The organism is Nocardia sp. NPDC004654, from assembly GCF_040609595.1.
Classification (GTDB): domain Bacteria; phylum Actinomycetota; class Actinomycetes; order Mycobacteriales; family Mycobacteriaceae; genus Nocardia.
This window is the reverse complement of record NZ_JBEXKI010000010.1, coordinates 221,296-243,552: the sequence shown is the minus strand read 5'-3', so window position 1 is coordinate 243,552 and position 22,257 is coordinate 221,296. Positions and strand designations below refer to the sequence as shown.

The window sequence follows — 22,257 nt, the reverse complement described above, 5'->3', positions numbered from 1 at the left end:
ACAGGGCCTAGGTCTGTTCGCCGCTTTCGAGATCGAGCACGGCGATCAGCAGGCGGCGCAGACGGTCCAGGTCGTCTTCGCCGAGTGCCTGGCCCCATCGCTGTTCGACCTGTTCGCCTGCGGCTCGCGTCACCCGCAGCGCGTACCGGCCGCGGTCGGTGAGGCACAGCAGTTTGGCGCGGGCGTCGGCGGGGTCGCTCACGCGCGACATATACCCGGCGCGCTCGAGCGTCACCGCGACTTGCGCGACCGCCTGGGGGGACACCCCGATGTCGGTGGCCAAATCCACCGCACGCCGACCGCCACCGAGAAGCCTGGCCAATACCAGCACGTGCGCAGGACGCAACCCGTCCAGACCCTCGTCGGCGAACACCCCCCGCAAGGTACGGGTGTTCGCCTCGGCCAGGGCTTGGACCAGACCGGGAACGGTGCGGTGCGAGCGGATGGTCATGACCAGCACTCTGGCAGGCCACTCTGCCCCTCGACAAATAGACAAGACCCTTGTCTATAATCGCGTATGTCTCCGACTCGACCGCTGCTGGCCGTCCTCACCGCCGCAGCACTCCTGCTCACCGCCGCAGGTTGCACCGCCCGCCCCGGCGACGCGGCCGCCCAGCCCACCGGATCGACCGAGCACTCGCTGGAAAGCGGGGGAATCTCGCGCGACTACCGCGTCTACCGGCCCGCCGGTGCGCGCGCCGGCGCTGCGCTGGTGGTCGTCCTGCACGGCGGATACGGTTCCGGCGCGCAGGCCGAACGCGCCTATGGCTGGAACGAACAAGCGGACTCCGACGGTTTCGTGGTCGCCTACCCCGACGGCCTGGCACGCGCATGGAACACCGAAGGCGGCGACTGCTGCGGGCCCGCTGAGCGCCGATCCGTCGACGACGTCGCGTTCGTCTCCGCGATGGTCGCCGCTATCATCAACGACCACGGAATCGATCCCTTCCGGGTGTATCTCACCGGCATGAGCAACGGCGGAATCATGGCCTACACCCTCGCCTGCCGCACCGCGCTCTTCGCCGCCGTCGCCCCGGTAGCCGCGACACAGCTCGCCGAGTGTCCCACTCCCGCACCGATTTCGGTACTGCACATCCACGGCACCGCCGACGAGGCCGTGCGCTACGACGGCGGCCCCGGCGACAACACCAGCACCGTCATCGACGGACCACCCGTGCCCGACCTGCACATCGAATGGCGCCGCCACAACGGATGCCCCGATCCGGAGACGACCACCGCGGGCCCGGTCAGCACCTCCCGCGCCACCTGCCCCACCGGCCGGGAAGTCGCCTTGATCACCATCGACGGCGCCGGCCACCAGTGGCCGGGAGCCGACCCCACCCCGATGCGCGAACGCCTCCTGGGCGCCGACCCGCCCAGCCCGGCCCTGAACGCGACCGCCACCATCGCGCAGTTCTTCACCCGCCACCATCGATGACGGTCGGCGCCAACGCTTCTGAGACCTCCGGGCCGTACGAACGAGCGGTGTCGCGCCGCGGTCCCGGGAGGGCCTGTGACCAGAGATCATGCGCGGTCTGGTGACGGATTGCCGTCCGACAGCGTCGTCTCAGGCGGTCAGTAGGTCGTCGAGGTGAGGCGCCACGCGTCGCGCTCGACCATGTCGAGCACCAGCGCGGCGATGTTCCACGCGTCGTCCTCGCCTCGGTGGTGGCGACCCTCCAAGGGCAGACCCGCGATTCGCAGGGCCTCCGCCATGCCCTGGCGACGCTGGAGTTCGTAGGCCTCCGAAAACACCAGCTTCGCGTTGGTGTGCCGTTGCCCGAAGGGATACGCGACACCGGTCATGGCGCACTGGCTGGCGAATTGCTTGCGGTCGTAATCGCCCCAGCTCGCCCAGGCGCGGGCTCCGGCATCGTGCTCGGCGGCGAGGATTCGGCAGGCCTCGGCGAACGAGACGCCGGTGTCCACCTCGTCCTGGGTCAGTCCGGTCAGTTCGGTGCAGAATTCGCTGACCGACGAGCGCTCGGGCCGAACCAGGATGCGGTGCTTGCCGATTCGTTCGCGCGCCGCGAGATCCGCCACGGTCAGGCCGATCTCGATGATCTCGCTCACCGCGCCCGCCGGAGCGCGGCCCGACCAGCACGTCGCCTCGACATCGACGACGTTGAGCAGTGCCGCGTTGTCCTTCATTCCGCCGACATTAGGCCCAGCGAGGGCAACGGCTCCACCGAATTTCGGCTGCCCACAAGGTGGTTCACCGGGCGTCGACGAACTGTCCCAGGCCGTCGAGCAAGCGGTGCAGCCCGAATTCGAAGGCGCGGTCGGGATCGTATGCGGCGCCGTATTCCGCGCCCGCGGCGCCGCCCACGCGAACGGCGGTGGGAAACCGGGCCGGATCGATGACGTCCGCGAGCGCGGGCTGGTAGGCGTCCCACCACTGCTGGTCGGTGCGGCCGGTCTCGGCTTCGGCGCGGGCGGCGTCGACGGCGGTGCGGGCCGCGCCGCGCACGTAGTCGTTGACCAGGGTGACGACGAGGTCCATCTCGGTGTCGGACAGGCCGAGATCGTCGACCGCGCGCAGTTCGTAGTCGTACTTGGCGGTCAAGTTGGGTCCGGGGATGGGCCTGCTCGCGGCGATCTGCAGCAGCCACGAATGCGTCAGGTACATAGTCCGATTCGCGCGAGCGATCCCGTCGAGCCGCGCTCGCCAACCGGACGGCGCGTCGTCGGGCATCGGATAGTCGCGGTAGACACGGTCCGCGATCAGATCCAGCAGTTCGGCCTTGCTCGGGACGTATCCGTACAGCGACATCGCGGTGACACCGAGCTCCTCGGCCACGCGGCGCAGAGTGACCGCGGCGAGCCCGTCCGAGTCGGCGAGCCGGATCGCCGTCTCCGCGATGTCGTCGACGGTCAGCTTGGGTTTCGGGCCACGCTTCGGCCGCGGCGGCAGCCCCCACAGCAGCTCGATCGTGCGCTGGGGATCGCCGCTTCCGCTGTAGTCCATGCCCACATCATCTCCGACGGTCCGCGACCCGACACTTCGACCCTTGCGAATTCTCTACAACGTATCCTAATCTCGAATTACTTACTGCGTAGAGAGTTTGGAGTCGAAGATGGGCGACGCGATCGTCTGCGACCAGGTGCGCAAGCGTTACGGCGGCACCGCGGCGTTGGACGGGTTCGATCTGGCGGTGCCGCAAGGGATGGTCTACGGGCTGCTCGGGCCGAACGGTGCGGGCAAGACGACCGCGGTGCGGATCATGACCACCCTCACGCGGCCGGACTCCGGGGCGGTGCGGGTGGCCGGGCTCGACGTCGTGGGGGACGCGGCGCGAGCGCGACACCGTATCGGGCTGGTCGGTCAACAGGCGGCGGTGGACGAGGTGTTGTCGGGGCGGCAGAACCTCGAAATGTTCGGCCACCTCTATCATCTCGGCGCCGCCCGCGCCCGCGATCGCGCCGCGGAGTTGCTGGAGTGGTTCGGCTTGGCCGACGCCGGTGACAAGCCGGTCGAGCGGTACTCCGGCGGAATGCGGCGGCGGCTCGATCTGGCCGTGGGGTTCCTCGTCGCGCCCACGGTGCTCTTCCTGGACGAGCCGACCACCGGTCTGGACCCGCACAACCGCAACCAGGTGTGGGAAGCGGTCCGCGGTCTGGTCGCCGCCGGGACGACCGTCTTGCTGACGACGCAATATCTGGAAGAGGCCGACCAACTCGCGGCCCGGATCTCGGTGGTGAACCGCGGGCGCGTCATCGCGACCGGAAGTCCGCGAGAACTGAAGTCCCAGCTGGGTGGCGACCGGATCGATGTCGTCACACGGGACACCAGCGATCTGGGCGCGGCGGTCGATTTGCTGCGGACGCGGTTGCGCACCGCGCCGACGGTCGACCCCGACGCCCGCCGCGTCAGCGCCCCGGTCGACGACGCCGTCGCCGGGCTCACCGATATCGCCCAAGCCCTCCGGGACGCGCGCATTCCGGTCGAGGACCTCGCCGTTCGCCGTCCCACCCTCGACGAAGTCTTCCTGCACCTGACCACCGAGGAGTCCCGAGCATGACCATCTCCACCGCGCGAATCACCCCGTCTGGCAAGCCTTCCCGGCTCCGCGCACTGGGGTGGGTGCTGTCCGACGCCGGCACGATCGCCCGCCGCGACCTCGCGCACTGGCGGCGCAAGCCGGGCGCTGTCGTGACCAACGCCCTGGTGTTCCCGATCATGATCGTGCTCATGTTCGGGTATCTGCTCGGCGGCGCCATGACCGTCCCCGGCGGCGGCAGCTACCGCGAATTCCTGCTACCGGGCATGTTCGCCATGACCATGGTTTTCGGCATCGGCGCCACCATGGTCGCGGTCGGGTCGGACGCCGCACGCGGCATCACCGACCGATTCCGTTCCATGCCCGTGTCGTCGTCGGCCGTGGTGCTCGGCCGCGCGTGTGCCGACATGCTCGAGTCCACGGTCGCGCTTGCCGTGCTGCTCGGCTGCGGGCTGGCCATTGGGTGGCATCCACGCAACGGGCTCGCCGACGCCGCCGCGGCCGTCGGACTGCTGTTGCTGCTGCGGTTCGCGTTCCTGTGGATCGGCGTCTATCTCGGATTGCTGTGCTACGGCAATCCGGAAGCCGTCACCGCCGTGCGCACCCTCGAATTCCCGATCGGCTTCCTCGCCAACCCGTTCGTCGCGATCGCCACCATGCCCGCGTGGCTCGGCGCCATCGCCGCATGGAATCCGCTGTCTTCCACTACGACCGCCGCGCGTGAACTGTTCGGCAATCCCACCGGAAACGACCACACCTGGATCGCCGAGCACGCGATCCTCATGGCCGTCGTGTGGCCGCTGGTGCTGATCGCGATCTTCCTGCCGTTGTCCGTCCACCGCTTCCGGCGCCTGAGCAGCTGACTGCCTGTCGATCGGCAACCTGGAAGGCGCGGGACAACAGGCAGCGCCGCCGGTGCTGGCCGAGGATTCAGGCGGATTTCGGCAGCCCGGCCAGGGCGCGGATGGCGTCCGTGAGCGAGATCGGGTGGTCGTGTTCGATGGCGGCCAGCCCGGTCTCCAGGAGTTGGCGCATCAGCATGGATTGGGTGATGCCGCGATCGGCGGCCGCGGCCTTGATCCGGGCGTCGAGGTCGATCGGCATCTTCAGGGACCGCGACACCATGATGCCTTCGGGGCCGGGCGTCGGGGGCAGCTCGACCGGTTCGTCGGTGTACTCCAGACGTGCGGCGAGAGCGGCCATCTCTTCGGGGGTGTCGGGCCATTCGGTGCTGCTCATCGCGTCTTCTCCCACTTGCTGAATTCCTGGAGTTGATTCGAGGTCATCGGCTGGGCGGCGACGATCTGATGATCGAAGCCGTCCGACGCCCGCAGGGTGACGATCAGCGGCCGCCCGTCGTCGGTGCGCCCCCAGATCGTCAGCGCCGTCAACCCGGTAGTCGGATCGACGCCACGTCGCGGCCAACGACGATCGGCATAGAGCACCTCGATCACCTCGTGGCGCTCGATCCCGGCCAACGCCAGAACCGTGACAATGCCGTACCACCACTCGTAGGCCACCTCTCGATCCTACCGCGCCGGTACCACGCGCGTGGTACCTCCTGTTCGAACCCTGGATTCAGCGGTCTGCGGCGGGCCGGTGATCACCGAGGCAGGACAGCTGCCGAACGTGGTCGGATTGGCCCGCTGAGGCCAGCCACTAGTCAGGGGATGAGCACGACTTTGCCCATGGTGGCGCGGGTTTCGATGGCGCGGTGTGCGCCCGCCGCGTCCGCGAGGTCGAAGCGGTGCAGCGCGGGGCGCAGGCGCCCGGCGGCCGCCTCCGCCATGGCACGGTCCTCGAGGACGCGGATGTCGCCGCCGACTCGCCGCAGCATCGGCGGCCCGAGCACGACCTGCGAGGTGATGCCCCGCTCGGCCAGTTCGTTCTCGGTGAAGGTCAGTGCCGTGCCGTCGTTCGGTCCTTTTCCGGCGAAACCGTAAACCAGGTGGCTGCCGCCCTTGGCGAGGAGATCGACGGCGGCCCTTGCGGTTTCGCCGCCGACGGCGTCGAAGACGAGGGTCGCGGCACGGTCGCCGAGCTGGGTGCGCACCCGTTCGGGCCAGTCCGGCAGCAGGTAGTCGACGGCGATGTCGGCGCCGTTGCCGGTCACCCGAGTTGCCTTCTGCGGACCGCCCGCGAGCCCGACCACGGTGGCGCCCACCGCTTTCAGATATTGCACCAGCAGGGTTCCGATGCCGCCCGCGGCCGCGGTCACCACCGCGACGCTGTCCGGACCGACGTCGGCGAACTGCAGGATGCCCATCGTGGTCCGCCCGGTGCCGATCATCGCGACCGCCTCGGCGGGGCCAAGATTCTCCGGAATCCGGTGCAGGCGAGCCACGTCCACGACCGTGAGCTCGGCATACCCGCCGGGCGCCGAACCGAGATGCGCGACCACCGGCTTCCCGAGCCAGTTCGGGTCGACGCCCGCGCCGACCCGATCGACCGTGCCCGCGACCTCCCGGCCGGGCACGGTCGGCAACTCCGGTGCCGGATAGGGTCCCGGCATACCGCGGCGCAGCGCGGTGTCGACGACGTGTACCCCGGCCGCGGCGACCGCGATGCGGACCTGGCCGGGCCCCGGTTCGGGATCGGGGAGGGTGTCGTAGCGGAGATTCTCGGCGGGCCCGAAGGCGTGCAATCGGATCGCGTGCATGATGCTCACCCTGCAACCTCGAGCGAGGTTGGGGTCAAGCCGTGCGGTGCCGGACCCGCGCGGCGAATCCGTCGCACAGCGCGTCGAGACCGGAGAACAACAGGTCCTCGGAGGTGAGATCGCTGACACCCGCGCCTTGCAGCTCGGCGAGGGCGGCGGGGACTGGTCCGTTCGGCGTGCCCTCCAGCAGCGCGCGCAGCCCGTTGTCGCCGTCGGTCTCGATGCCCTTTCGAGTCATCAGCGCCGAACTGACCTGCGGCAGGGTCGCGCCCGAGATGTAGTTCCACACCGAGAACGCCATCTGCATGGCCTCGCGCGGAGTGACGTCCAGCTCACGGAAGCCCTCGACCAGCCAGGCGAGGCAGGCCATGCTGTGCGGGCCGAAGCTGTAGCGGGGCATCGCGAAGGTCAGGATGACCCAGGGGTGGCGCTGGTAGAGCTCCCAGTCGATCTCGGCTGCGATGTGGACGCGGTCGCGCCAAGTCCAACCCTGCCCTTCGGTCGACGGATAAGGGTGGCGGCGGGTGACTTCGTCGGTCATCGCCGCGATGAGTTCGTCCTTGTTGGCGACGTGGCGGTACAGCGACATCGCGCCGACGCCCATTCGATCGGCGATGCGGCGCATGGACACCGCGTCGAGTCCCTCGTCGTCCGCGAGGGCGATCGCGGTGTCGACGATGGCGACGCGGTTCAGCTTCGGCTCGGTCATCCCATGACTCGCTTTCGGCTCCGGGCCAGGATGCGTACACTGTACCCGGACTCATGCGTACGGCGTACGCGACACGGGAGAGGAAATCGGGATGACAGACCTGGAGACAGTGCGGCCTGCGCACGGGTCGTCCGTCGCTGTCGGCTCACGGCGCGCCTGGCTCGGGCTCGCGGTGCTGCTGCTGCCGGTGCTGCTGGTGTCGATGGACATCTCGGTGCTGTTCCTGGCCATGCCCACGCTCACCGTCGACCTCGACCCGTCCGCGGCGCAGCAGTTGTGGATTCTCGACATCTACGGCTTCCTCATCGCAGGCCTGCTGATCACCATGGGCAATCTCGGCGACCGGATCGGACGGCGCAACATCCTGCTGATCGGCGCCACCGTGTTCGGCATCGCCTCGGTGCTAGCGGCTTTCGCGCCCACCGCGGGCGTGCTGATCGCGGCGAGGGCGCTGATGGGCATCGGCGGCGCGACGCTGCTGCCGTCCAGCCTCGCGCTGATCTCGAGTCTCTTCCCCGACGCGCGCGAGCGGGCCGCCGCGATCGGCGTGTGGACGGCGTTCTTCGCGGGCGGCTCCGCGGTCGGCCCGATCATCGGCGGACTGCTGCTGCACCACTTCTGGTGGGGCGCGGTCTTTCTCATCAACCTTCCGGTGCTGCTGGTCCTGCTGGCGTTCGGGCCGTTCCTACTGCCCGAGCACCGCTCGGGAGCGCTCGGCCCACTGGATCTGCCGAGCGTCGCGCTGTCCATCGGCGGCATCCTGCCGGTGGTCTACGCCGTCAAGCACGCCGCCTCGGAAGGCATCGACGCGGCGGGCATCGTCATCGGATTGGTCGGCGTCGCGGTGCTGATCGTCTTCGTGCGCAGACAGCGCACCCTCGCCGAACCGCTGCTCGACCTGCGGCTCTTCCGGCGTGCGCAGTTCTCCGTCGCCATCGGCTCCAGTCTGGTGGGCATGATGTCACTGGCGGCGCTGAGCTATCTGACCAGCGTCTACCTGCAATCGGTCACCGGCCGCGACCCGCTCGCCGCCGCCATGCTCGGCATCCCGATGGCGGTCGCGGTGTTCATCTGCTCGATGGGCGGCGCGCGCGTCGGACAGCGGATCGGCGTCCGAGCCACCTTCGTGCTCGCACTGCTCGCCTCCGCGCTGGGCAACCTGATGTTGCTCGGTGTCGGTGTGGACGGCGGTGTCGGCTGGTACGTGGGCTCGACCATCGCGGGTGTCGGTTACGGCCTGGCGTTCACCCTGGTCTCCGATGTCGCCGTGTCGTCGGTGCCGCCGGAGCGGGCGGGCTCCGCGGTCGGCATCTCGGAGACGAGCTTCGAACTCGGCAACGCGCTCGGCCTCGCGCTGCTCGGCTCGCTCGCGGCGCTGGTCTTCCGTTCCGGCGGCGACTACGACTCGACGCTGGGCGAGACGATCCAGCACGCGGGCGCCGACGAGGAACTGGTGCACAGCGCGGCCGCCTCGTTCGTCGACGGCATGCACGTCGCGACGACCGCGGGCGCGGTTCTGCTGGTGCTGATGGCGATCGTGGCGTGGGTGGCGACCCGGCGGCCGACGCGCGCCGGGTAAGGCATACCTCCGCTCCGGCCGTGCGCGGGCTCGTCCGGACTCGGTCCGGCGGTGCTGTTTCGGCGCACTCCCGCCTTCGCTCCGGCCATGCGCGGGCTCGTCACGGACTCGGTCCGGCGGTGCTGTTTCGGCGCACCTCCGCCGTGCGCGGCTGTCGACGGATCGCGTCCGGCGGCGCTGTCGTCGGCTGTCTCGGCCGGTGTCAGCGGCCGAACACTCCGGTCAGTATCTCCGCGGCCCACCGGTTGACCGGCGTGATCACATTGCCGTGCACCCAGCGCAACGGACGCACGACCACGACGACCCAGACCGCGGCCAGGGCGAGCAGCAGCGGACGCAGCACGGTGCGGTGCACGAAACGGCACGGCGCCACGACCAGCACCCCGACGATGACGGTCGCCACCCGCCACGCGTAGCTCAGCACCGCGCGCGTCAGCATCCACAGGGGACGCAGCACCCAGCGCCCCAGCTGCACCAGCGGCCAGACCACGCACCACTTGCCGAGCCAGTACACCGTCGCGAGCAGCAGGCCGATCAGCGGTTCCAGCACCGCCCGCCACAGCCACGCCAGCGCGGGCCGCAACAGCGCGCGCCACAGCCAGCGCTCGATGGCCTGGCGCAGCGGACGCAGGAAATAGTCGAGCAGCAGCGCGACCAATGGCGTCAGCACCAGACCCCACAGCACGTGCTGCAGCACCCAGCCCCAGAGAAAGTCCTTGACGAACAGCCAGATCGGACGGATCACCCAGTACCAGACGAATCGGGCCACGGGCGCGAGCAGGCGGGTGACGAAGTAGTAGCAGGCCGCGGCGAGCAGTCGCCCGAGCAGGCGCACGCCTTCCCAGAGCAGGCGAATGGGAACGAGCAGCACGATGGCGATCACCCTGGCGATCCAGGCGCCGATTCCCGCCGGACGGGAAGGTTGTGACGACATCGTCGAATCTTCCCGCACCGGCAGCGCCCGGCGCCGCCGGGTTTCTACGCCTAGTACCGGGTAGAAACCCCCAGCGCGCCATACATTGGTGGAGTGTCCGAGACCGAGCCCACCCGCGGGCGACCGCTCGCCGAACGGGTGGCCGCCAAGCTGCTCTACCCGCACTCGCGTCCGTCCGGCGAAGACCTGCGCGCCGCGGTCGCCGGACGCAACGTGCTGATCACCGGCGCCTCGCACGGGATCGGCAAAGCCAGCACGCGCAAGCTCGCCGCGGCGGGCGCGACCGTGCTGCTGGTCGCCCGGTCCGCCGCCGAACTCGAACGGCTGGCCGCCGAGATCGCCGCCGCGGGCGGCGTCGCGCACGTCTATCCGACCGACATGACCGACATGGAGGCGGTGGACCGCCTCGCCGCAGAGCTGCTCGCCGCGCACGACCACATCGACGTGCTGATCAACAACGCGGGCAAGTCGATTCGCCGTCCGATCGACGAATCCTACGACCGTTTCCACGATTTCACCCGGACCATCGACGTGAACTATCTCGGTCCGGTCCGCCTGCTGCTGTCCCTGTTGCCCGCCATGCGATCTCGGGGCAGCGGGCACATCGTCAACATGTCCACCTGGGGTGTCCTGATGCCGCCCGCCCCGCGGTGGGCCGCCTATGGCGCGTCGAAAGCGGCCTTCGACGTGTGGCTGCGCAGCGTCGCCGCCGAGATCGCCATCGACGGACTGACCACCACGTCGATCTACATGCCGCTCGTGCACACGAGGATGAGCGCGCCCACCGACTTCAGCCGGGTGCCCGGGCTCACCGTCGACGAGGCGTCGGACCTCGTCTGCCACGCCGTCACCGCCAAACCGTCCGACATCGCGCCGTGGTGGTCGGCGCCCGTTCAGGCCTGGACCGACCTCACCAGGGGCCAGGCCAGGCGTTTCTGGGCCCGCGCCTACCGTCGCGGCGACGCGTGAGCCCGGCATCCCGCGTAGAGCGAAGGCGAAGGTATTCGGAGAATGCGCGGCTGAACGTAGTCGGTCGGCAAAATCGCGTACGGCTGGAGCGGAGGCGAAGGTGCGCATAGGGTCGAGCGATGCGGCAGACAGGTGCGACGAGCCCGGCGACGCTGTTCGCCTTGGCCGACTCGCGGCTGCCGATCGGCGGGCACGTGCACTCGGGCGGCGTCGAAGAAGCCGTCGCCGCCGGACTGGTGCGCGACGTCGCGACCGTCGAGGCGTATCTGCGCCGCCGCGTGCGGACCTCCGGCCTGGTCGCCGCCTCGCTGGCCGCGGCGGTCTGCGCGGGCGATCTCGATCCGCGCCGCGCGGACGCGGAGGCCGACGCCCGCACACCGTCGCCCGCGGCGCGGTCCGCCTCCCGCGCACAGGGTCGCGGGCTGTTGCGGCTGGCCAAACAGGTGTGGCCACAACATGATTGGAACGAGCTCGCGGCACGCCCGCACCTGTCCACGGTATTCGGCGCGGTCGGTCGCGCCTGCGCGGTGACCCCGCGCGAGACGGCCGATGTCGTCGTCTACACCACGCTCACCGGCGCCGCCACCGCCGCCCAGCGATTGCTCGCGCTCGATCCCGCGGCCGTGGCCGCCTGCACCGTCCGGCTGGCCGAGCTCTGCGACCGCACCGCCGCCGAGGCGGCCGAAGGTCTCGCCGCCCTGTCGGATCCACTGCAGGACGCGCTCGCCGAACTGCACCGGCACCGCGCCATGCCGCTGTTCGCCAGCTGACCGACGTTCCCGAGACAAGGAGATGCCGCATGCCACCGCACCTGATCGACGGTGAACCGCACCATCATTCGCACGACCGGCCGAAGCGGGCGCGGACGGCGGGGGAGCCGCTGCGCATCGGGATCGGCGGCCCGGTCGGCTCGGGCAAGACGGCGCTGGTCGCGGCGCTGTGCAGGCAGCTGCGCGGGGAACTGTCGCTCGCCGTGCTGACCAACGACATCTACACCACCGAGGACGCGGACTTCCTGCGCCGCCACGCGGTGCTGCCGGACGAGCGCATCACCGCCGTGCAGACCGGCGGCTGCCCGCACACCGCCATCCGCGACGACATCACCGCCAACCTGGACGCCATCGACGACCTGATCGCGGCCAACCCGCCGCTGGATCTGATCCTGGTGGAATCCGGCGGCGACAACCTCACGGCGACGTTCTCCTCCGGCCTGATCGACGTGCAGATCTTCGTCGTCGACGTGGCGGGCGGCGACAAGGTGCCGCGCAAGGGCGGCCCCGGCGTCACCTTCTCGGATCTGTTGGTGGTCAACAAGACCGACCTCGCCCCGCTGGTCGGCGCGGACCTCGGCGTGATGGAGCGCGACGCGGCGAAGGTGCGCGAGGGCAGGCCGACCGCACTGCTCTCGCTGACGGAGGACCCGGCCGCGACCCCGGTGCTGGCCTGGGTGCGCGAACAACTCGCCGCAGCCGCGCGACACGATGCCGCGCCGAGGGAACCGGACCGCGGCGCGGGAGACGCGGCGACCGTTGCGCACTGACCTCAGGATCGTCGCGACGACGGACGCGCTCCCGGAAATCCACGCGTCCGGCGGACTCGCCGCGCGCCGAACCGGTCCGCATACCGTGCACCTGGTCGGCACCGCCGCCACCCCGCTGGGCGGCGACGAACTGCACATCTCGGTCACGGTGGGCCAGGGAGCCCGGCTCGCCGTGCGCTCGGTCGCGGCGACCATCGCGCTGCCCGCCGCCACGACCCGAATCTCGTGCGCGCGCTGGCTTTTCGAAGTCGCCGAAGGCGGCGAGCTGGACGTCGAGACGGAACCGCTCATCGTGGCGGGCGGCGCGGACCACCGGGCGGTCACCACCGTTCGGCTCGCGGCCGACGCCCGTCTCCGGTTACGCGAACGGGTGCAGATCGGACGTGCCGGGGAGGACCGAGGTGCCTGGCGCGGCGACCTGATCGCCGACCTGGACGGCCTTCCGCTGCTGCGCCACCGTCTCGAACTCGGCTGCGCCGCCGCCACAGACGATGCCCTCTCGGCTTCGCGCGCCCTGGACAGCGAACTCGTCTACCCCGATGATCGGCCGGTCGAAACCTTCGGACTCCATGCGACGCGCCTGCCGCTCGCGGCGGGCGGAAGCCTGTTCACGGCGGTGGGCGCGCGGCTGAGCGCCACGACGAGCCCGCGAACCCTGAGCGACGCGGCGGTTTCGGCGCCCGCCACCGCGTGACCCTCTCGCGTAACGCGAGAAGCCGCAGTGCTCTTCAGTGCCTGAGGACCCGGTCGCTTGCGAAATCGAAAGGGCGGGGCTCCGACCTGATGTCGAAACCCCGCCCTGTGCTCTGACTTCCGGCAAACCTTTCGTGGTGGCCGGAAGCGCCTTCCGCGCGTTCAGTCGCCGACGACCCGCGAAGGGGCGTTGAAGGCGGAGACCGCGCCGACAGCGGCACCGGCGGCCGCGCCGAGGGCGGCTGCCGGAATGGTGATCGCCGCGGCGCCGACCGCCGCACCGAGCGCCGGACCCGCGACGAGGCCGACCGGCATCAACGCGAGACCGGCCACCAGACCGACCGCTGCGCCGGTCATCGCCGAGGTGAGCGCCAACGGCACCGCCGCGCCGGCACCCGCCACCGCGCCCATGGCCGCGGTGCCGACGGTCTGACTGGCGATGCGGTCGGACCGGCTGCGCTCCATGCCGATCGAGTCGAGGAACGTCGCGAGATTCGCCTCGACCATGGCGGAGTTGTCGTTGATCTGGATCGCCTGTTCGGTGTTGATCCAGTCGGGTGTGGGAACCGTGACGTCACCGAAGCGGAACTGACCCGGCGGCGGTGCGATCGGCGGAACCGGTGCCACCGGGACCGGCGCGTGCAGCACACCGACCGGCGCGAGGTAGCTTCGATCCGGCGCGGGCCGCGACCACTGCAGCGAACTGAGGGTGTTGTCGGGAATATCGAGACCCTCGTACGGAATGGTGTTGGGCGCGTCGGCCGCGGGCCACTGCGCCGGCTGATCGGGCTGGGTGACCGGATTCGCCTCCGCGGGCGCGGCATTGGCGGTTCCGGTGCCGACGAGCGCCAACACCAGGGGGACAGCACCCGCCGCGACCATCGAGCCCACCTTCTGCCGCTGCGGGTTGGGAGCTCTGTGCTTGCCTGTGGCCATACTCACCTTTCTTCGTAGCTGACATGCTCGACGTTCCACATTCGGACCCGCGGGCCGCACGGATTGGTGGAAACGCGCACACGACAGGCGAGTTGGCGTTGCTTGATGATTGCTGGACACGCGAAAACCCCGCCATTCGACCGCTGATCGAATGGCGGGGAGATGTCATCCCCGCTGGACAGGAACTCCGGGAAAGTTAGGAGACCGCGCGGTCTGTCGCCGCTTTGCCCGGCGCGCGACCGTTGCTCGCGGGCGGCGCGCCGAGCGCGGCCGCGAGTTCGTCGGCCTCTTCCTGATCCTCGTTGACCTGTTCCAAGGCGAGCCGCGCGAACACCCACTGCTCGGTGGCGGCCATCTGGCCGCGGGTGCGTCCGAGGAAGGTGACGAACCACTGGATCACCGTGATGATCCGGCTGCGATAGCCGACCAGGTAGTACAGGTGCAGCGCGAGCCAGGCCAGCCACGCGATGAAGCCGCCGAACTCCAGCTTGCCGACCTGGCAGACGGCGCTGAACCGCGACACGGTGGCCATGCTGCCCTTGTTGAAGTACTTGAACGGCTTGCGTTCCGCGGGCGCCTGGCCCTTGAGCCCGGCCTTGATCTGTTTGGCGGCGTAGGTCGCGCCCTGGATCGCGCCCTGCGCCTGACCCGGCACGCCGGGCACGGCCATCAGGTCGCCGACCACGAAAACGTTGGGGTGGCCCTTGATGGTGAGATCGGGTTCGACGACGACGCGCCCGGCCCGGTCCACCTCGGTGCCCTCGGAGCGTTCGGCGAGCATCTTGCCCAGCGGGCTCGCCTGCACGCCCGCCGACCAGACCTTGCACGCGGATTCGATCCGGCGGATCGTGCCGTCGGCGTCTTTCACCGTGACGCCGTGCGCGTCGATGTCGGTGACCATGGCGTTGAGCTGGATCTCCACACCCATGTTCTCGAGCCTGCGCTTGGCCTTGCCGCCCAGCTTCGGGCCCATCGGGCCGAGCACCGCGCCCGCGCCCTCGATCAGGATGACCCGCGCGTCGCGCGGATCGATGTTGTGGAAGGTGCCCTCGAGCGTGCGGTCGGCGAGTTCGGCGATCTGCCCGGCCAATTCGACGCCCGTCGGTCCGGCGCCGATGACGACGAAGGTCAGCAGCCGGTCGCGCAGTTCCTGGGTGGTCGCCAGTTCCGCGCCCTCGAACGCGCCGAGGATGCGGCCGCGCAGTTCCAGCGCGTCATCGATGGTCTTCATGCCGGGGGCGTAGGTGGCGAACTGGTCGTTGCCGAAGTACGACTGCTGCGCGCCGGTGGCGACGATCAGGCTGTCGAACGGCGTGACCGTGTTCTGGTTCAGCAACCGCGAGGTGACCGTCTTCTCCGCTAGGTCGATGTCGATCACGTCGCCGAGCAGCACCTGGGCGTTGCGCTGCTTTCTGAGCACGAGCCGGGTCGCGGGCGCGATCTCGCCGACCGAGAGGATGCCGGTGGCGACCTGGTAGAGCAGCGGCTGGAACAGGTGCGTGGAGGTCTTGGAGATCAGGGTGATGTCCACGTCGGCGCGCTTGAGGTGCTTGGTGCCGAACAGGCCGCCGAAGCCCGAGCCGATCACCACGACCTTGTGACGACGGTTCTCGACAGACTGAGTGCTCATCGTCCTGCTCCTCGACAATCGGGGGGCTCGTTCCCCCGCGAACGGTTACCGACAACGTTCAACCGTAGTCGGCCCGCCCTGGACCGTCACGACGAGATCCCCGATCCGGGCGTGTGGTGCGGTGAAGCCTCACCGTCGGCGGGCCGCGGAAGTGAAGGTCACGGCGCCCGATCCGCCTGAACGACTGCGAAGAAGAGAATACGATGAATGCTGTCGTTCAGGGAGGTGTGCGATGGTCGCAGAAGACCGGGTCGCCGTCCGAAAGCGCAGCGTGCGCGCCGCATCGGAGAACGCGGATCTCATCGACATTCCCCAGGCGAGCGTCATCGATCGCGTGCTGCGCAGGCTGCCCGAACGCCACCGGGTGCTGGCCGCCCCGCCGCGCGGCAGCACGACCGTTCCGGTGCACGGCGATATCGGGCTGCCTTATCTCGGCCGCGCGTTGCACTACATGCGGTGGGGGCCCGCCGAGATGGTGGACCGCCACCGCCGCTACGGACCGGTGGCGTTGAACACCTCGCTCGGCATCGACCGGGTGCTGGTGTCCGGACCGGAGGCGATCGACGAGGTCCTCGGCAGCCGCCGCCGCGATTTCGGCCAGGGCTGGGACTACTTCATCGGCCCGTTCTTCCGGCGCGGGCTGCTGCTGCTCGAATTCGACGAGCACATGTACCACCGCAGGATCATGCAGCAGGCCTTCACCAGGGAACGCCTCGCCGCGCATCTGGCGACCCTGACACCGATAGCGCGGGCGGCGGTGGCGCGCTGGGTGCCGCCCGGCCGGGACCGGACCACCGTGCGGCTCTACCCGACCGTCAAAGAGTTGACGCTCGAGATCGCGGGGGAGACCTTCATGGCGGTCGACGTCGGCGCGCGGCGGCGCGACCTCATCGACGCCTTCGTCGACTGCACGCACGCCGGTCTGTCGATCGTGCGCCACCCGGTTCCCGGCGGGCACTGGCGCGCGGGCCTGCGTGGCAGGCGCGTGCTCGAGCAGTACTTCACCGAGATGCTGCCCGCCAAACGGCGCTCGCAGGACCCGGACTTCTTCTCCGGCCTGTGCCACGCCCGCAGCGAGGACGGCGCGGTGTTCTCCGACGCCGACGTGGTGAACCACATGATCTTCCTGATCATGGCCGCCCACGACACCACGACGACCACCGCCACCGCGGTCGCCTACTACCTGGGCAAACATCCGGAATGGCAGCGCAGGGTACGCGCGGAGGTGCTCGCGGCGGACGCCGAAACCGGCGACGCCGCAACGACCATCGCGGACCTGGACCGCCTGCACGATCTGGACCTCGTGGTCAAGGAGTCGCTGCGGTTGATGCCGCCGGTGCCGGGTCTGGTGCGCCGCGCCGTGCGCGACACCGAGATCCTCGGCCACTACATTCCCGCGGGCACCGCGGTCGACCTGGCCTATCAGGTCAACCACCTGCTGCCCGAGCTGTGGACAAGGCCCGAGGTGTTCGATCCGCTGCGCTTCGCCGAACCGCGCCGCGAGGACCACTCGCACCGGCTGGCGTGGCTGCCCTTCGGCGCGGGCGCGCACAAGTGCATCGGCATGCACTTCGGCACCTTCGAGGTGAAGACCCTGATCTCGGCGATGGTGCGCGAATACGAGTGGGAGATCCCCGGCGACTATCGAATACCGTGGGGGTTCACCACGATTCCGTTCCCGCGCGACGGCGCCCCCATGGTGCTGCGCCGCCGCGCGTGACCGCTGGTCAGCGACCGGCGAGCAGCATTTCCGCGACCTTGGTGTCGGTCTCGGCTCCCTCGGTGTAACCGCCCGCGTCGCCGAGCGAGCTCATGATCGCCAGCGTGTACCGCTCGTCGGGGCCGGCGAAGCCGACCGAGTTGACCACCCAGCCGCCCTGCTCGGCCGACCAGCCGTTCTTGAGTCCCGGCCGCATGCGGGCGCCCGCGCCCCAGACGCCCCAGTGCTGGTTGTAGTCGACCGAGCGCATCCGGTCGAGCAGGTAGTTGCGGTCGTCGGGGTGCATCCCGGTGAGCACGTGATCCATCAGCCGGTCCAGGTCGGCGGCGGTGCACTTCTGGAACGACCAGTCGGGGAAGAGCGCGGTGCTGGTGGGCTGCGGGACGAGCGAGACCATGCCGTTGGCGCGGAAGGCGTTGTTGTACGCCATCCGGTCGAAGCCGGCGTACTTGTTCCAGAGCAGGTCGGCGGCGGCGTCGTTGGAGGTGGCGAGCATGGCCTCCAGCAGATTGCGGTCTTCCGGCGAGAGCGCGATGGCGCCGACGCGGGCGCGATTCAGCAGATCCGCGGCGATCGCGAGCTTGATGGTGGAGGCCGTCCACACGGAATTCTCGGCGTGCTCGTTCGCGTACACCCCGCCGGTCACCCGGTCGCGCACGACGTAGCCCGTGACGCCGGGGCGCGTCTTCAGGTAGGCGTCGACCGCGGCGATGCGACTGCTCATGTCGCAATCGAAGCCGGCCAGGCACGCGGCGGAGGCGCGCGGCGCGGCGGTACCGGGGAGCAGGGCGGGCGCACTCGGGATCAAGATCGCCGCGGCGGCCAGGACACAGGCGGATGCGGCCACGCGGGGAACTGTCCGGGTGGCGGCCATGGGGTAACGCACGAGGGACCACGATCGCACATCCGCGCCGCTGACGCACGTCTTGAGCTCGGCAGGAAGGTGTGTTAAGGCGACCGTTGCGCGCTTGTACCGCAGCGAGTTTCGTCGCGCCGCGATTCAGGTGAAGGCGGCGCGCAGTTCCTCGACGGTGCGTCCGTTGAGCCGATAGCAGTGCTCGAACGCCTCGGTGTGGCGGTCGCGCGGCCAGGTGTGCAGGACGACGGTGCGGCCGTAGTGGCGTGAGTTGACGAGTTCCCATCGGTCACCGATCCGGCGGACCGTGAAGCCGCCTCTCGGCAATAGGGGAATCACCATCGCATCCATGAACGCGAACCAGCCTTTCGATGCAGCTCTCCCGTTCCTCCCCGGACCAGCACTCTGGCACACGGGTCCGACGGGTTCGGCGTGACACGGCCGAGGATTCCGTTCGCGTGTGGCTCAATTCACTCGTCGACGGACGGGGCGGCGCGGTTGCGCGACGGTCGCTGGCGTATAAACGTGCAATGCCGCTGCACATCCACCGGGCCGAGCGCGCCGACGCCCTGGCGGACGCGCTGGCCGAACTGTTGGCGACGCCGCAGCCGGATCCGTTCGCGGCGGAAGTCGTCGCGGTGCCCGCCAAGGGTGTGGAGCGCTGGCTCACTCAGCGGCTGTCCGCGGTGCTCGGCGTCTCGGCGGGCGGCAGCGACGGTGTCGCGGCGAATATCCGGTTCCCGACCCCGGCGGCGCTGGTCGCCGAGGCGCTCGCGGCGAGTGCCGGTGTGGCCCAGGACGACGATCCGTGGTCGCCGCAGCGCACCGTATGGACGCTGCTGCGGGTGATCGACGCCGCGCTCGGCGAACCGTGGTGCGCGGTGCTCGCCCGCCACCTCGGCGGCGCCGACCCGTCCGGTCGCGACCACCGGATCGGCAGGCGTTACGCCACCGCGGCGCATCTGGCCGCGCTGTTCGACAGTTACGGCGCCCAGCGACCGGCGCTGATCGCCGAGTGGGCGGCGGGCGCCGACACCGATGGCGCGGGCCGTCCGGTCCCCGACGATCTGCTGTGGCAGCCCACGCTGTGGCGGCGGTTGCGCGCCGAGATCGGCCTGCCGAGTCCCGCCGAGCGATTGGACGCGGCCTGCGCCAGGCTGCGCGCCGAACCCGAACTCGTCGCACTGCCGCAACGACTTTCGCTGTTCGGGGTGACCCGGTTGCCCGCCGATCAGCTGGCGGTTCTCGCGGCGCTCGGGCACACCAGGGACGTGCACTTGTGGCTGGCGCATCCGAGCCCGGTGATGTGGTCGGCGATCGCGCGGCTGTCGCCCGCGGCGTCCCGCGCGGCCGACGCGTCCGGGCGGTCGGTGCGTCATCCGCTGCTCGCCGGGCTGGCGCGGGATGTGCGCGAGTTGCAGCAGCGATTGTCCGGACCCGCGGCGGCCGGGTCGGATACGCACCTTTCGCTGTATGACGCGAATGTCGCCGGAGCGGAATCGCGGATCGCGGCCGATCGCACGAACGACGTGGTGCGGGCTGCGATCTCGGCACCGGGGGAGCGTGGTGTCCGGCAGTCGCCGACCTCGCTGCTCGCCGCGTTGCAGGCGGGCATCCGCGACGACGTGTGGCCGCCGACCGAACTCGTCCCCGCCGACGACAGCGTGCGGGTGCACGCTTGCCACGGGCCGTCCAGGCAGGTCGAGGTCCTGCGCGAATGCCTGCTCGGCCTGTTCGCGGCCGATCCCACGCTGGAACCGCGCGACGTGCTGATCATGTGCCCGGAGGTGGAGGCGTACGCGCCGCTGGTGCGCGCCGCGTTCGGCTCGCGCGCGGGTTCCGGCGAAACCAGCACCGACGCAGCCCATCCCGCGCACTCGCTGCGGGTGCGACTGGCCGACCGCGGCCGCGGCGTGACCAATCCGCTGCTCGCGGTGATCGGCGTGCTGCTGGAGCTGGCCGACGGGCGCGTCACCGTCACCCAGGTGCTCGATCTCGCCGCGTCCGAAACCGTCCGGCGCCGTTGCGGATTCGACGACGACGCGATCGAGCGGCTGCGCGGCTGGGCCGCCGAATCCGGTGCTCGCTGGGGGATCGGGCAGCGCCAGCGCCAGGCGTTCGGGCTGGCCGATTTCGCCCAGAACACGCTGAACGGCGCGGTCGACCGGATCCTGCTCGGCGTCACCGCCGACGAATCCGCCGACGACTGGCTGGATCTCGCGCTTCCGCTGGACGACGTGGACAGCAACGACGTCGATCTCGCCGGTCGGTTCGCGGAGTTCGTCGATCGCCTCGCGGTGTGCCTGCGCGATCTGCGCGGTCCGCGTCCGGCGCACGAGTGGGCCGCTGTGCTCGGCCGGGCGCTGGACCTGCTCACCGACGTCCCCGACAGTCAAGCCTGGGTGCGCACCGAGGCGCGCAGGGAGATCGCCGCGGCCACCGAACACGCGGGCGCGGTGCCGCTGCGACTGGCCGACGTGGCCGTGCTGCTGTCGAGCAGGCTGGCCGCCCAGCCCACCCGCGCGAACTTCCGCACCGGCGAGCTCACCGTGTGCACCATGGTCCCGATGCGGTCGGTGCCGCACCGCGTGGTGGTGCTGCTCGGGCTCGACGACGAGGTGTTCCCCCGCGCGGGCGGCGTGGACGGTGACGACGTGCTCGCGCGCGATCCCCTTCTCGGCGAACGCGATCCGCGCAGCGAGGATCGGCAGCTGCTGCTGGACGCCGTGCTCGCGGCGCGGGAGAAGCTGTTGCTGTTCCACACCGGCGCCGACCCGGTCAGCGGCGCGCACCGCCCGCCGGCGATCCCGGTCGCCGAACTGCTGGACGCGCTGCGCGCCCACGTCGGCGCGGCGGGCATGGACGCCGTGCTCACCCGGCACCCGCTGCAAGGCTTCGACCGTCGCAACTTTCACGGCGACCGGCCGTTCAGCTTCGACACGGTCGCGCTGGCGGGCGCGCTGGCCGCGGGCCGCACGCCCCAGCCTCGGCCCGTCTTCCTGCCGGAACCGCTGCCCGTGCCGGAACCGTCGGATGTAGCGCTCGCCGACTTGATTTCCTTCGCCGAACATCCGGTGCGCGCCTTCCTGTGGCAGCGGCTCGGCCTGCGGGTGCCCGAACACGAAGAGGACATCGCCGACCGCCTGCCCATCGAACTGGACGGCCTCGCGAAATGGGAACTGGGCGAACGCATGCTGACCGCGCGGCTCACCGGCGCCGATCCGAACGGGCTGCGCGCCGCGGAGTGGCGGCGCGGCACCCTGCCGCCGTTCGGGCTCGGCGGCGCGGTGCTGGACGAGATCGAGCACACCGTGGACAAGCTGGTGCGCGCCTCGCTGCCGGACTACGAGGGACAGGCGAGGGCCGTCGACGTCGCCATCGATCTCGGCAACGGCCGTAGGCTCACCGGCACCGTGCCCGAGGTGCGCGGAGAAACGTTGGTGCGCACCACCTTCTCGCGCTTGGCCCCGAAACATCGCATCGCCGCGTGGGTCGCGCTGCTCGCGCTCGCCGCGACCGAGGACCGCTCCTGGCGCGCCGTCACCACCGGGCGCGGCCAATTCGGCCGCCCGGCATGGCGTTCCGTACTCACCGCGCCGGACGCGCCCGCCGCGGTGGCGATCCTGCGTGAGCTGGTGAAGCTGCGCGACGCGGGTCTGACCGAGCCGCTGCCCGTCGCCCCGGCCGCGACCGCGGCCTACGCCGAACGTCGCTTCCGCGGCGCGACCGCCGAGGAGGCCTTCGCCGCGGCCGAACGCGAATTCAACGGCGGCCCCAACGGTCCCGGTGCTTTCGGCGACCACACCGACCGCCACCTGCGCTACGTGTGGGGCTCGGCGCCGCGGCTGGAGCACTTGATGGAAGCCCCCGCTCCGGCGGGCGAGCCGGGGGAGAGCACCCGGTTCGGTGCGCTGGGCCGCCGCCTGTGGGCGCCGCTGCTCGGCGCGGAAAGCCAGGGGCAGCCGTGATCCCGACGCCGCCCCCGCGCAGGTCCCGACGCCGTCCCGGCGTGTCTGCGCGCGTTCCCGAGC

At 70.4% G+C, this 22,257-nt stretch carries 22 protein-coding genes; 10 read left to right on the top strand and 12 right to left on the bottom strand.

Annotation, left to right across the window (positions count from 1 at the left end):
• Positions 1-7 precede the first annotated feature (7 nt).
• The gene (locus ABZV58_RS30585) at positions 8-451 is read right to left on the bottom strand and encodes a MarR family transcriptional regulator (RefSeq protein ID WP_355003651.1); all 444 of its coding nucleotides are present in this window, start codon (positions 449-451) and stop codon (positions 8-10) included.
• Between the two features lie 66 nt (positions 452-517).
• Between ABZV58_RS30585 and ABZV58_RS30580 the strand changes: the two genes are divergently transcribed.
• Complete coding sequence (locus ABZV58_RS30580; protein ID WP_355003650.1) at positions 518-1,438, top strand: PHB depolymerase family esterase; 921 nt, start codon at positions 518-520, stop codon at positions 1,436-1,438.
• Positions 1,439-1,575: 137 nt separating this feature from the next.
• Here the strand turns inward: ABZV58_RS30580 and ABZV58_RS30575 are convergent, their stop codons facing one another.
• Both ABZV58_RS30575 and ABZV58_RS30570 read right to left on the bottom strand, forming a co-directional pair.
• The gene (locus ABZV58_RS30575; protein ID WP_355003649.1) at positions 1,576-2,151 is read right to left on the bottom strand and encodes a 3'-5' exonuclease; all 576 of its coding nucleotides are present in this window, start codon (positions 2,149-2,151) and stop codon (positions 1,576-1,578) included.
• A gap of 64 nt (positions 2,152-2,215) precedes the next feature.
• Entirely contained in the window at positions 2,216-2,968 is a 753-nt protein-coding gene (locus ABZV58_RS30570) for a TetR/AcrR family transcriptional regulator (RefSeq protein ID WP_355003648.1), read from the bottom strand.
• A gap of 109 nt (positions 2,969-3,077) precedes the next feature.
• Here ABZV58_RS30570 and ABZV58_RS30565 point away from each other — a divergent pair, with 109 nt between their 5' ends.
• The gene (locus ABZV58_RS30565) at positions 3,078-4,022 is read left to right on the top strand and encodes an ATP-binding cassette domain-containing protein (RefSeq protein WP_355003647.1); all 945 of its coding nucleotides are present in this window, start codon (positions 3,078-3,080) and stop codon (positions 4,020-4,022) included.
• The gene (locus tag ABZV58_RS30560; protein ID WP_355003646.1) at positions 4,019-4,864 is read left to right on the top strand and encodes an ABC transporter permease; all 846 of its coding nucleotides are present in this window, start codon (positions 4,019-4,021) and stop codon (positions 4,862-4,864) included. The genes ABZV58_RS30565 and ABZV58_RS30560 overlap by 4 nt, the downstream gene beginning before the upstream one ends.
• Positions 4,865-4,931: 67 nt before the next feature.
• Here the strand turns inward: ABZV58_RS30560 and ABZV58_RS30555 are convergent, their stop codons facing one another.
• From ABZV58_RS30555 to ABZV58_RS30540, 4 genes are all read right to left on the bottom strand, one after another.
• Positions 4,932-5,240 carry a CopG family transcriptional regulator gene (locus ABZV58_RS30555; RefSeq protein ID WP_355003645.1) on the bottom strand — a complete coding sequence of 103 codons (309 nt, stop codon included), beginning with the start codon at positions 5,238-5,240 and terminating at the stop codon, positions 4,932-4,934.
• A complete protein-coding gene (locus tag ABZV58_RS30550) occupies positions 5,237-5,521 on the bottom strand; it encodes a hypothetical protein (protein WP_355003644.1) in 285 nt (94 codons plus the stop codon). Before ABZV58_RS30550 ends, ABZV58_RS30555 begins: the two co-directional genes overlap by 4 nt.
• 143 nt (positions 5,522-5,664) lie before the next feature.
• Positions 5,665-6,660 (bottom strand): zinc-binding dehydrogenase, encoded by a 996-nt coding sequence (locus ABZV58_RS30545; RefSeq protein ID WP_355003734.1) that lies wholly within the window; start codon positions 6,658-6,660, stop codon positions 5,665-5,667.
• Positions 6,661-6,694: 34 nt separating this feature from the next.
• Complete coding sequence (locus ABZV58_RS30540) at positions 6,695-7,369, bottom strand: helix-turn-helix domain-containing protein (RefSeq protein WP_355003643.1); 675 nt, start codon at positions 7,367-7,369, stop codon at positions 6,695-6,697.
• 91 nt (positions 7,370-7,460) lie between these two features.
• Between ABZV58_RS30540 and ABZV58_RS30535 the strand changes: the two genes are divergently transcribed.
• Positions 7,461-8,948, top strand: coding sequence for an MFS transporter (locus tag ABZV58_RS30535; protein WP_355003642.1), 1,488 nt, complete (start codon positions 7,461-7,463; stop codon positions 8,946-8,948).
• 202 nt (positions 8,949-9,150) lie between these two features.
• Here ABZV58_RS30535 and ABZV58_RS30530 read toward each other — a convergent pair whose 3' ends face one another.
• A complete protein-coding gene (locus ABZV58_RS30530) occupies positions 9,151-9,882 on the bottom strand; it encodes a hypothetical protein (protein WP_355003641.1) in 732 nt (243 codons plus the stop codon).
• 93 nt (positions 9,883-9,975) lie between these two features.
• On the opposite strand from ABZV58_RS30530, the gene ABZV58_RS30525 reads away from it, so the two are divergent.
• The 4 genes from ABZV58_RS30525 (at position 9,976) to ABZV58_RS30510 (ending at position 13,085) form a co-directional block, all read left to right on the top strand.
• Entirely contained in the window at positions 9,976-10,851 is an 876-nt protein-coding gene (locus ABZV58_RS30525; RefSeq protein WP_355003640.1) for an SDR family NAD(P)-dependent oxidoreductase, read from the top strand.
• A 119-nt stretch (positions 10,852-10,970) separates the two neighbouring features.
• Positions 10,971-11,621: an urease accessory UreF family protein gene (locus ABZV58_RS30520; RefSeq protein WP_355003639.1), complete on the top strand. Its 651-nt coding sequence runs from the start codon at positions 10,971-10,973 to the stop codon at positions 11,619-11,621.
• A gap of 29 nt (positions 11,622-11,650) precedes the next feature.
• Complete coding sequence (ureG, locus tag ABZV58_RS30515; protein ID WP_355003638.1) at positions 11,651-12,391, top strand: urease accessory protein UreG; 741 nt, start codon at positions 11,651-11,653, stop codon at positions 12,389-12,391.
• Positions 12,381-13,085: an urease accessory protein UreD gene (locus ABZV58_RS30510; protein WP_355003637.1), complete on the top strand. Its 705-nt coding sequence runs from the start codon at positions 12,381-12,383 to the stop codon at positions 13,083-13,085. Before ureG ends, ABZV58_RS30510 begins: the two co-directional genes overlap by 11 nt.
• Positions 13,086-13,246: 161 nt before the next feature.
• Here ABZV58_RS30510 and ABZV58_RS30505 read toward each other — a convergent pair whose 3' ends face one another.
• On the bottom strand, positions 13,247-14,020 hold the full coding sequence (locus tag ABZV58_RS30505; protein WP_355003733.1) for a hypothetical protein: 774 nt from the start codon (positions 14,018-14,020) through the stop codon (positions 13,247-13,249).
• Between the two features lie 196 nt (positions 14,021-14,216).
• Positions 14,217-15,650: an NAD(P)/FAD-dependent oxidoreductase gene (locus ABZV58_RS30500; protein WP_355003636.1), complete on the bottom strand. Its 1,434-nt coding sequence runs from the start codon at positions 15,648-15,650 to the stop codon at positions 14,217-14,219.
• A gap of 232 nt (positions 15,651-15,882) precedes the next feature.
• On the opposite strand from ABZV58_RS30500, the gene ABZV58_RS30495 reads away from it, so the two are divergent.
• Positions 15,883-17,370, top strand: coding sequence for a cytochrome P450 (locus tag ABZV58_RS30495; RefSeq protein ID WP_355003635.1), 1,488 nt, complete (start codon positions 15,883-15,885; stop codon positions 17,368-17,370).
• A 7-nt stretch (positions 17,371-17,377) separates the two neighbouring features.
• Here the strand turns inward: ABZV58_RS30495 and ABZV58_RS30490 are convergent, their stop codons facing one another.
• Together ABZV58_RS30490 and ABZV58_RS30485 are read right to left on the bottom strand one after the other, a co-directional pair.
• The gene (locus tag ABZV58_RS30490; RefSeq protein ID WP_355003732.1) at positions 17,378-18,244 is read right to left on the bottom strand and encodes a tat pathway signal sequence; all 867 of its coding nucleotides are present in this window, start codon (positions 18,242-18,244) and stop codon (positions 17,378-17,380) included.
• 126 nt (positions 18,245-18,370) lie between these two features.
• Positions 18,371-18,568 carry a hypothetical protein gene (locus tag ABZV58_RS30485; protein ID WP_355003634.1) on the bottom strand — a complete coding sequence of 66 codons (198 nt, stop codon included), beginning with the start codon at positions 18,566-18,568 and terminating at the stop codon, positions 18,371-18,373.
• A gap of 188 nt (positions 18,569-18,756) precedes the next feature.
• Between ABZV58_RS30485 and recC the strand changes: the two genes are divergently transcribed.
• Positions 18,757-22,194 (top strand): exodeoxyribonuclease V subunit gamma, encoded by a 3,438-nt coding sequence (gene recC, locus ABZV58_RS30480; protein ID WP_355003633.1) that lies wholly within the window; start codon positions 18,757-18,759, stop codon positions 22,192-22,194.
• Positions 22,195-22,257: the final 63 nt, after the last annotated feature.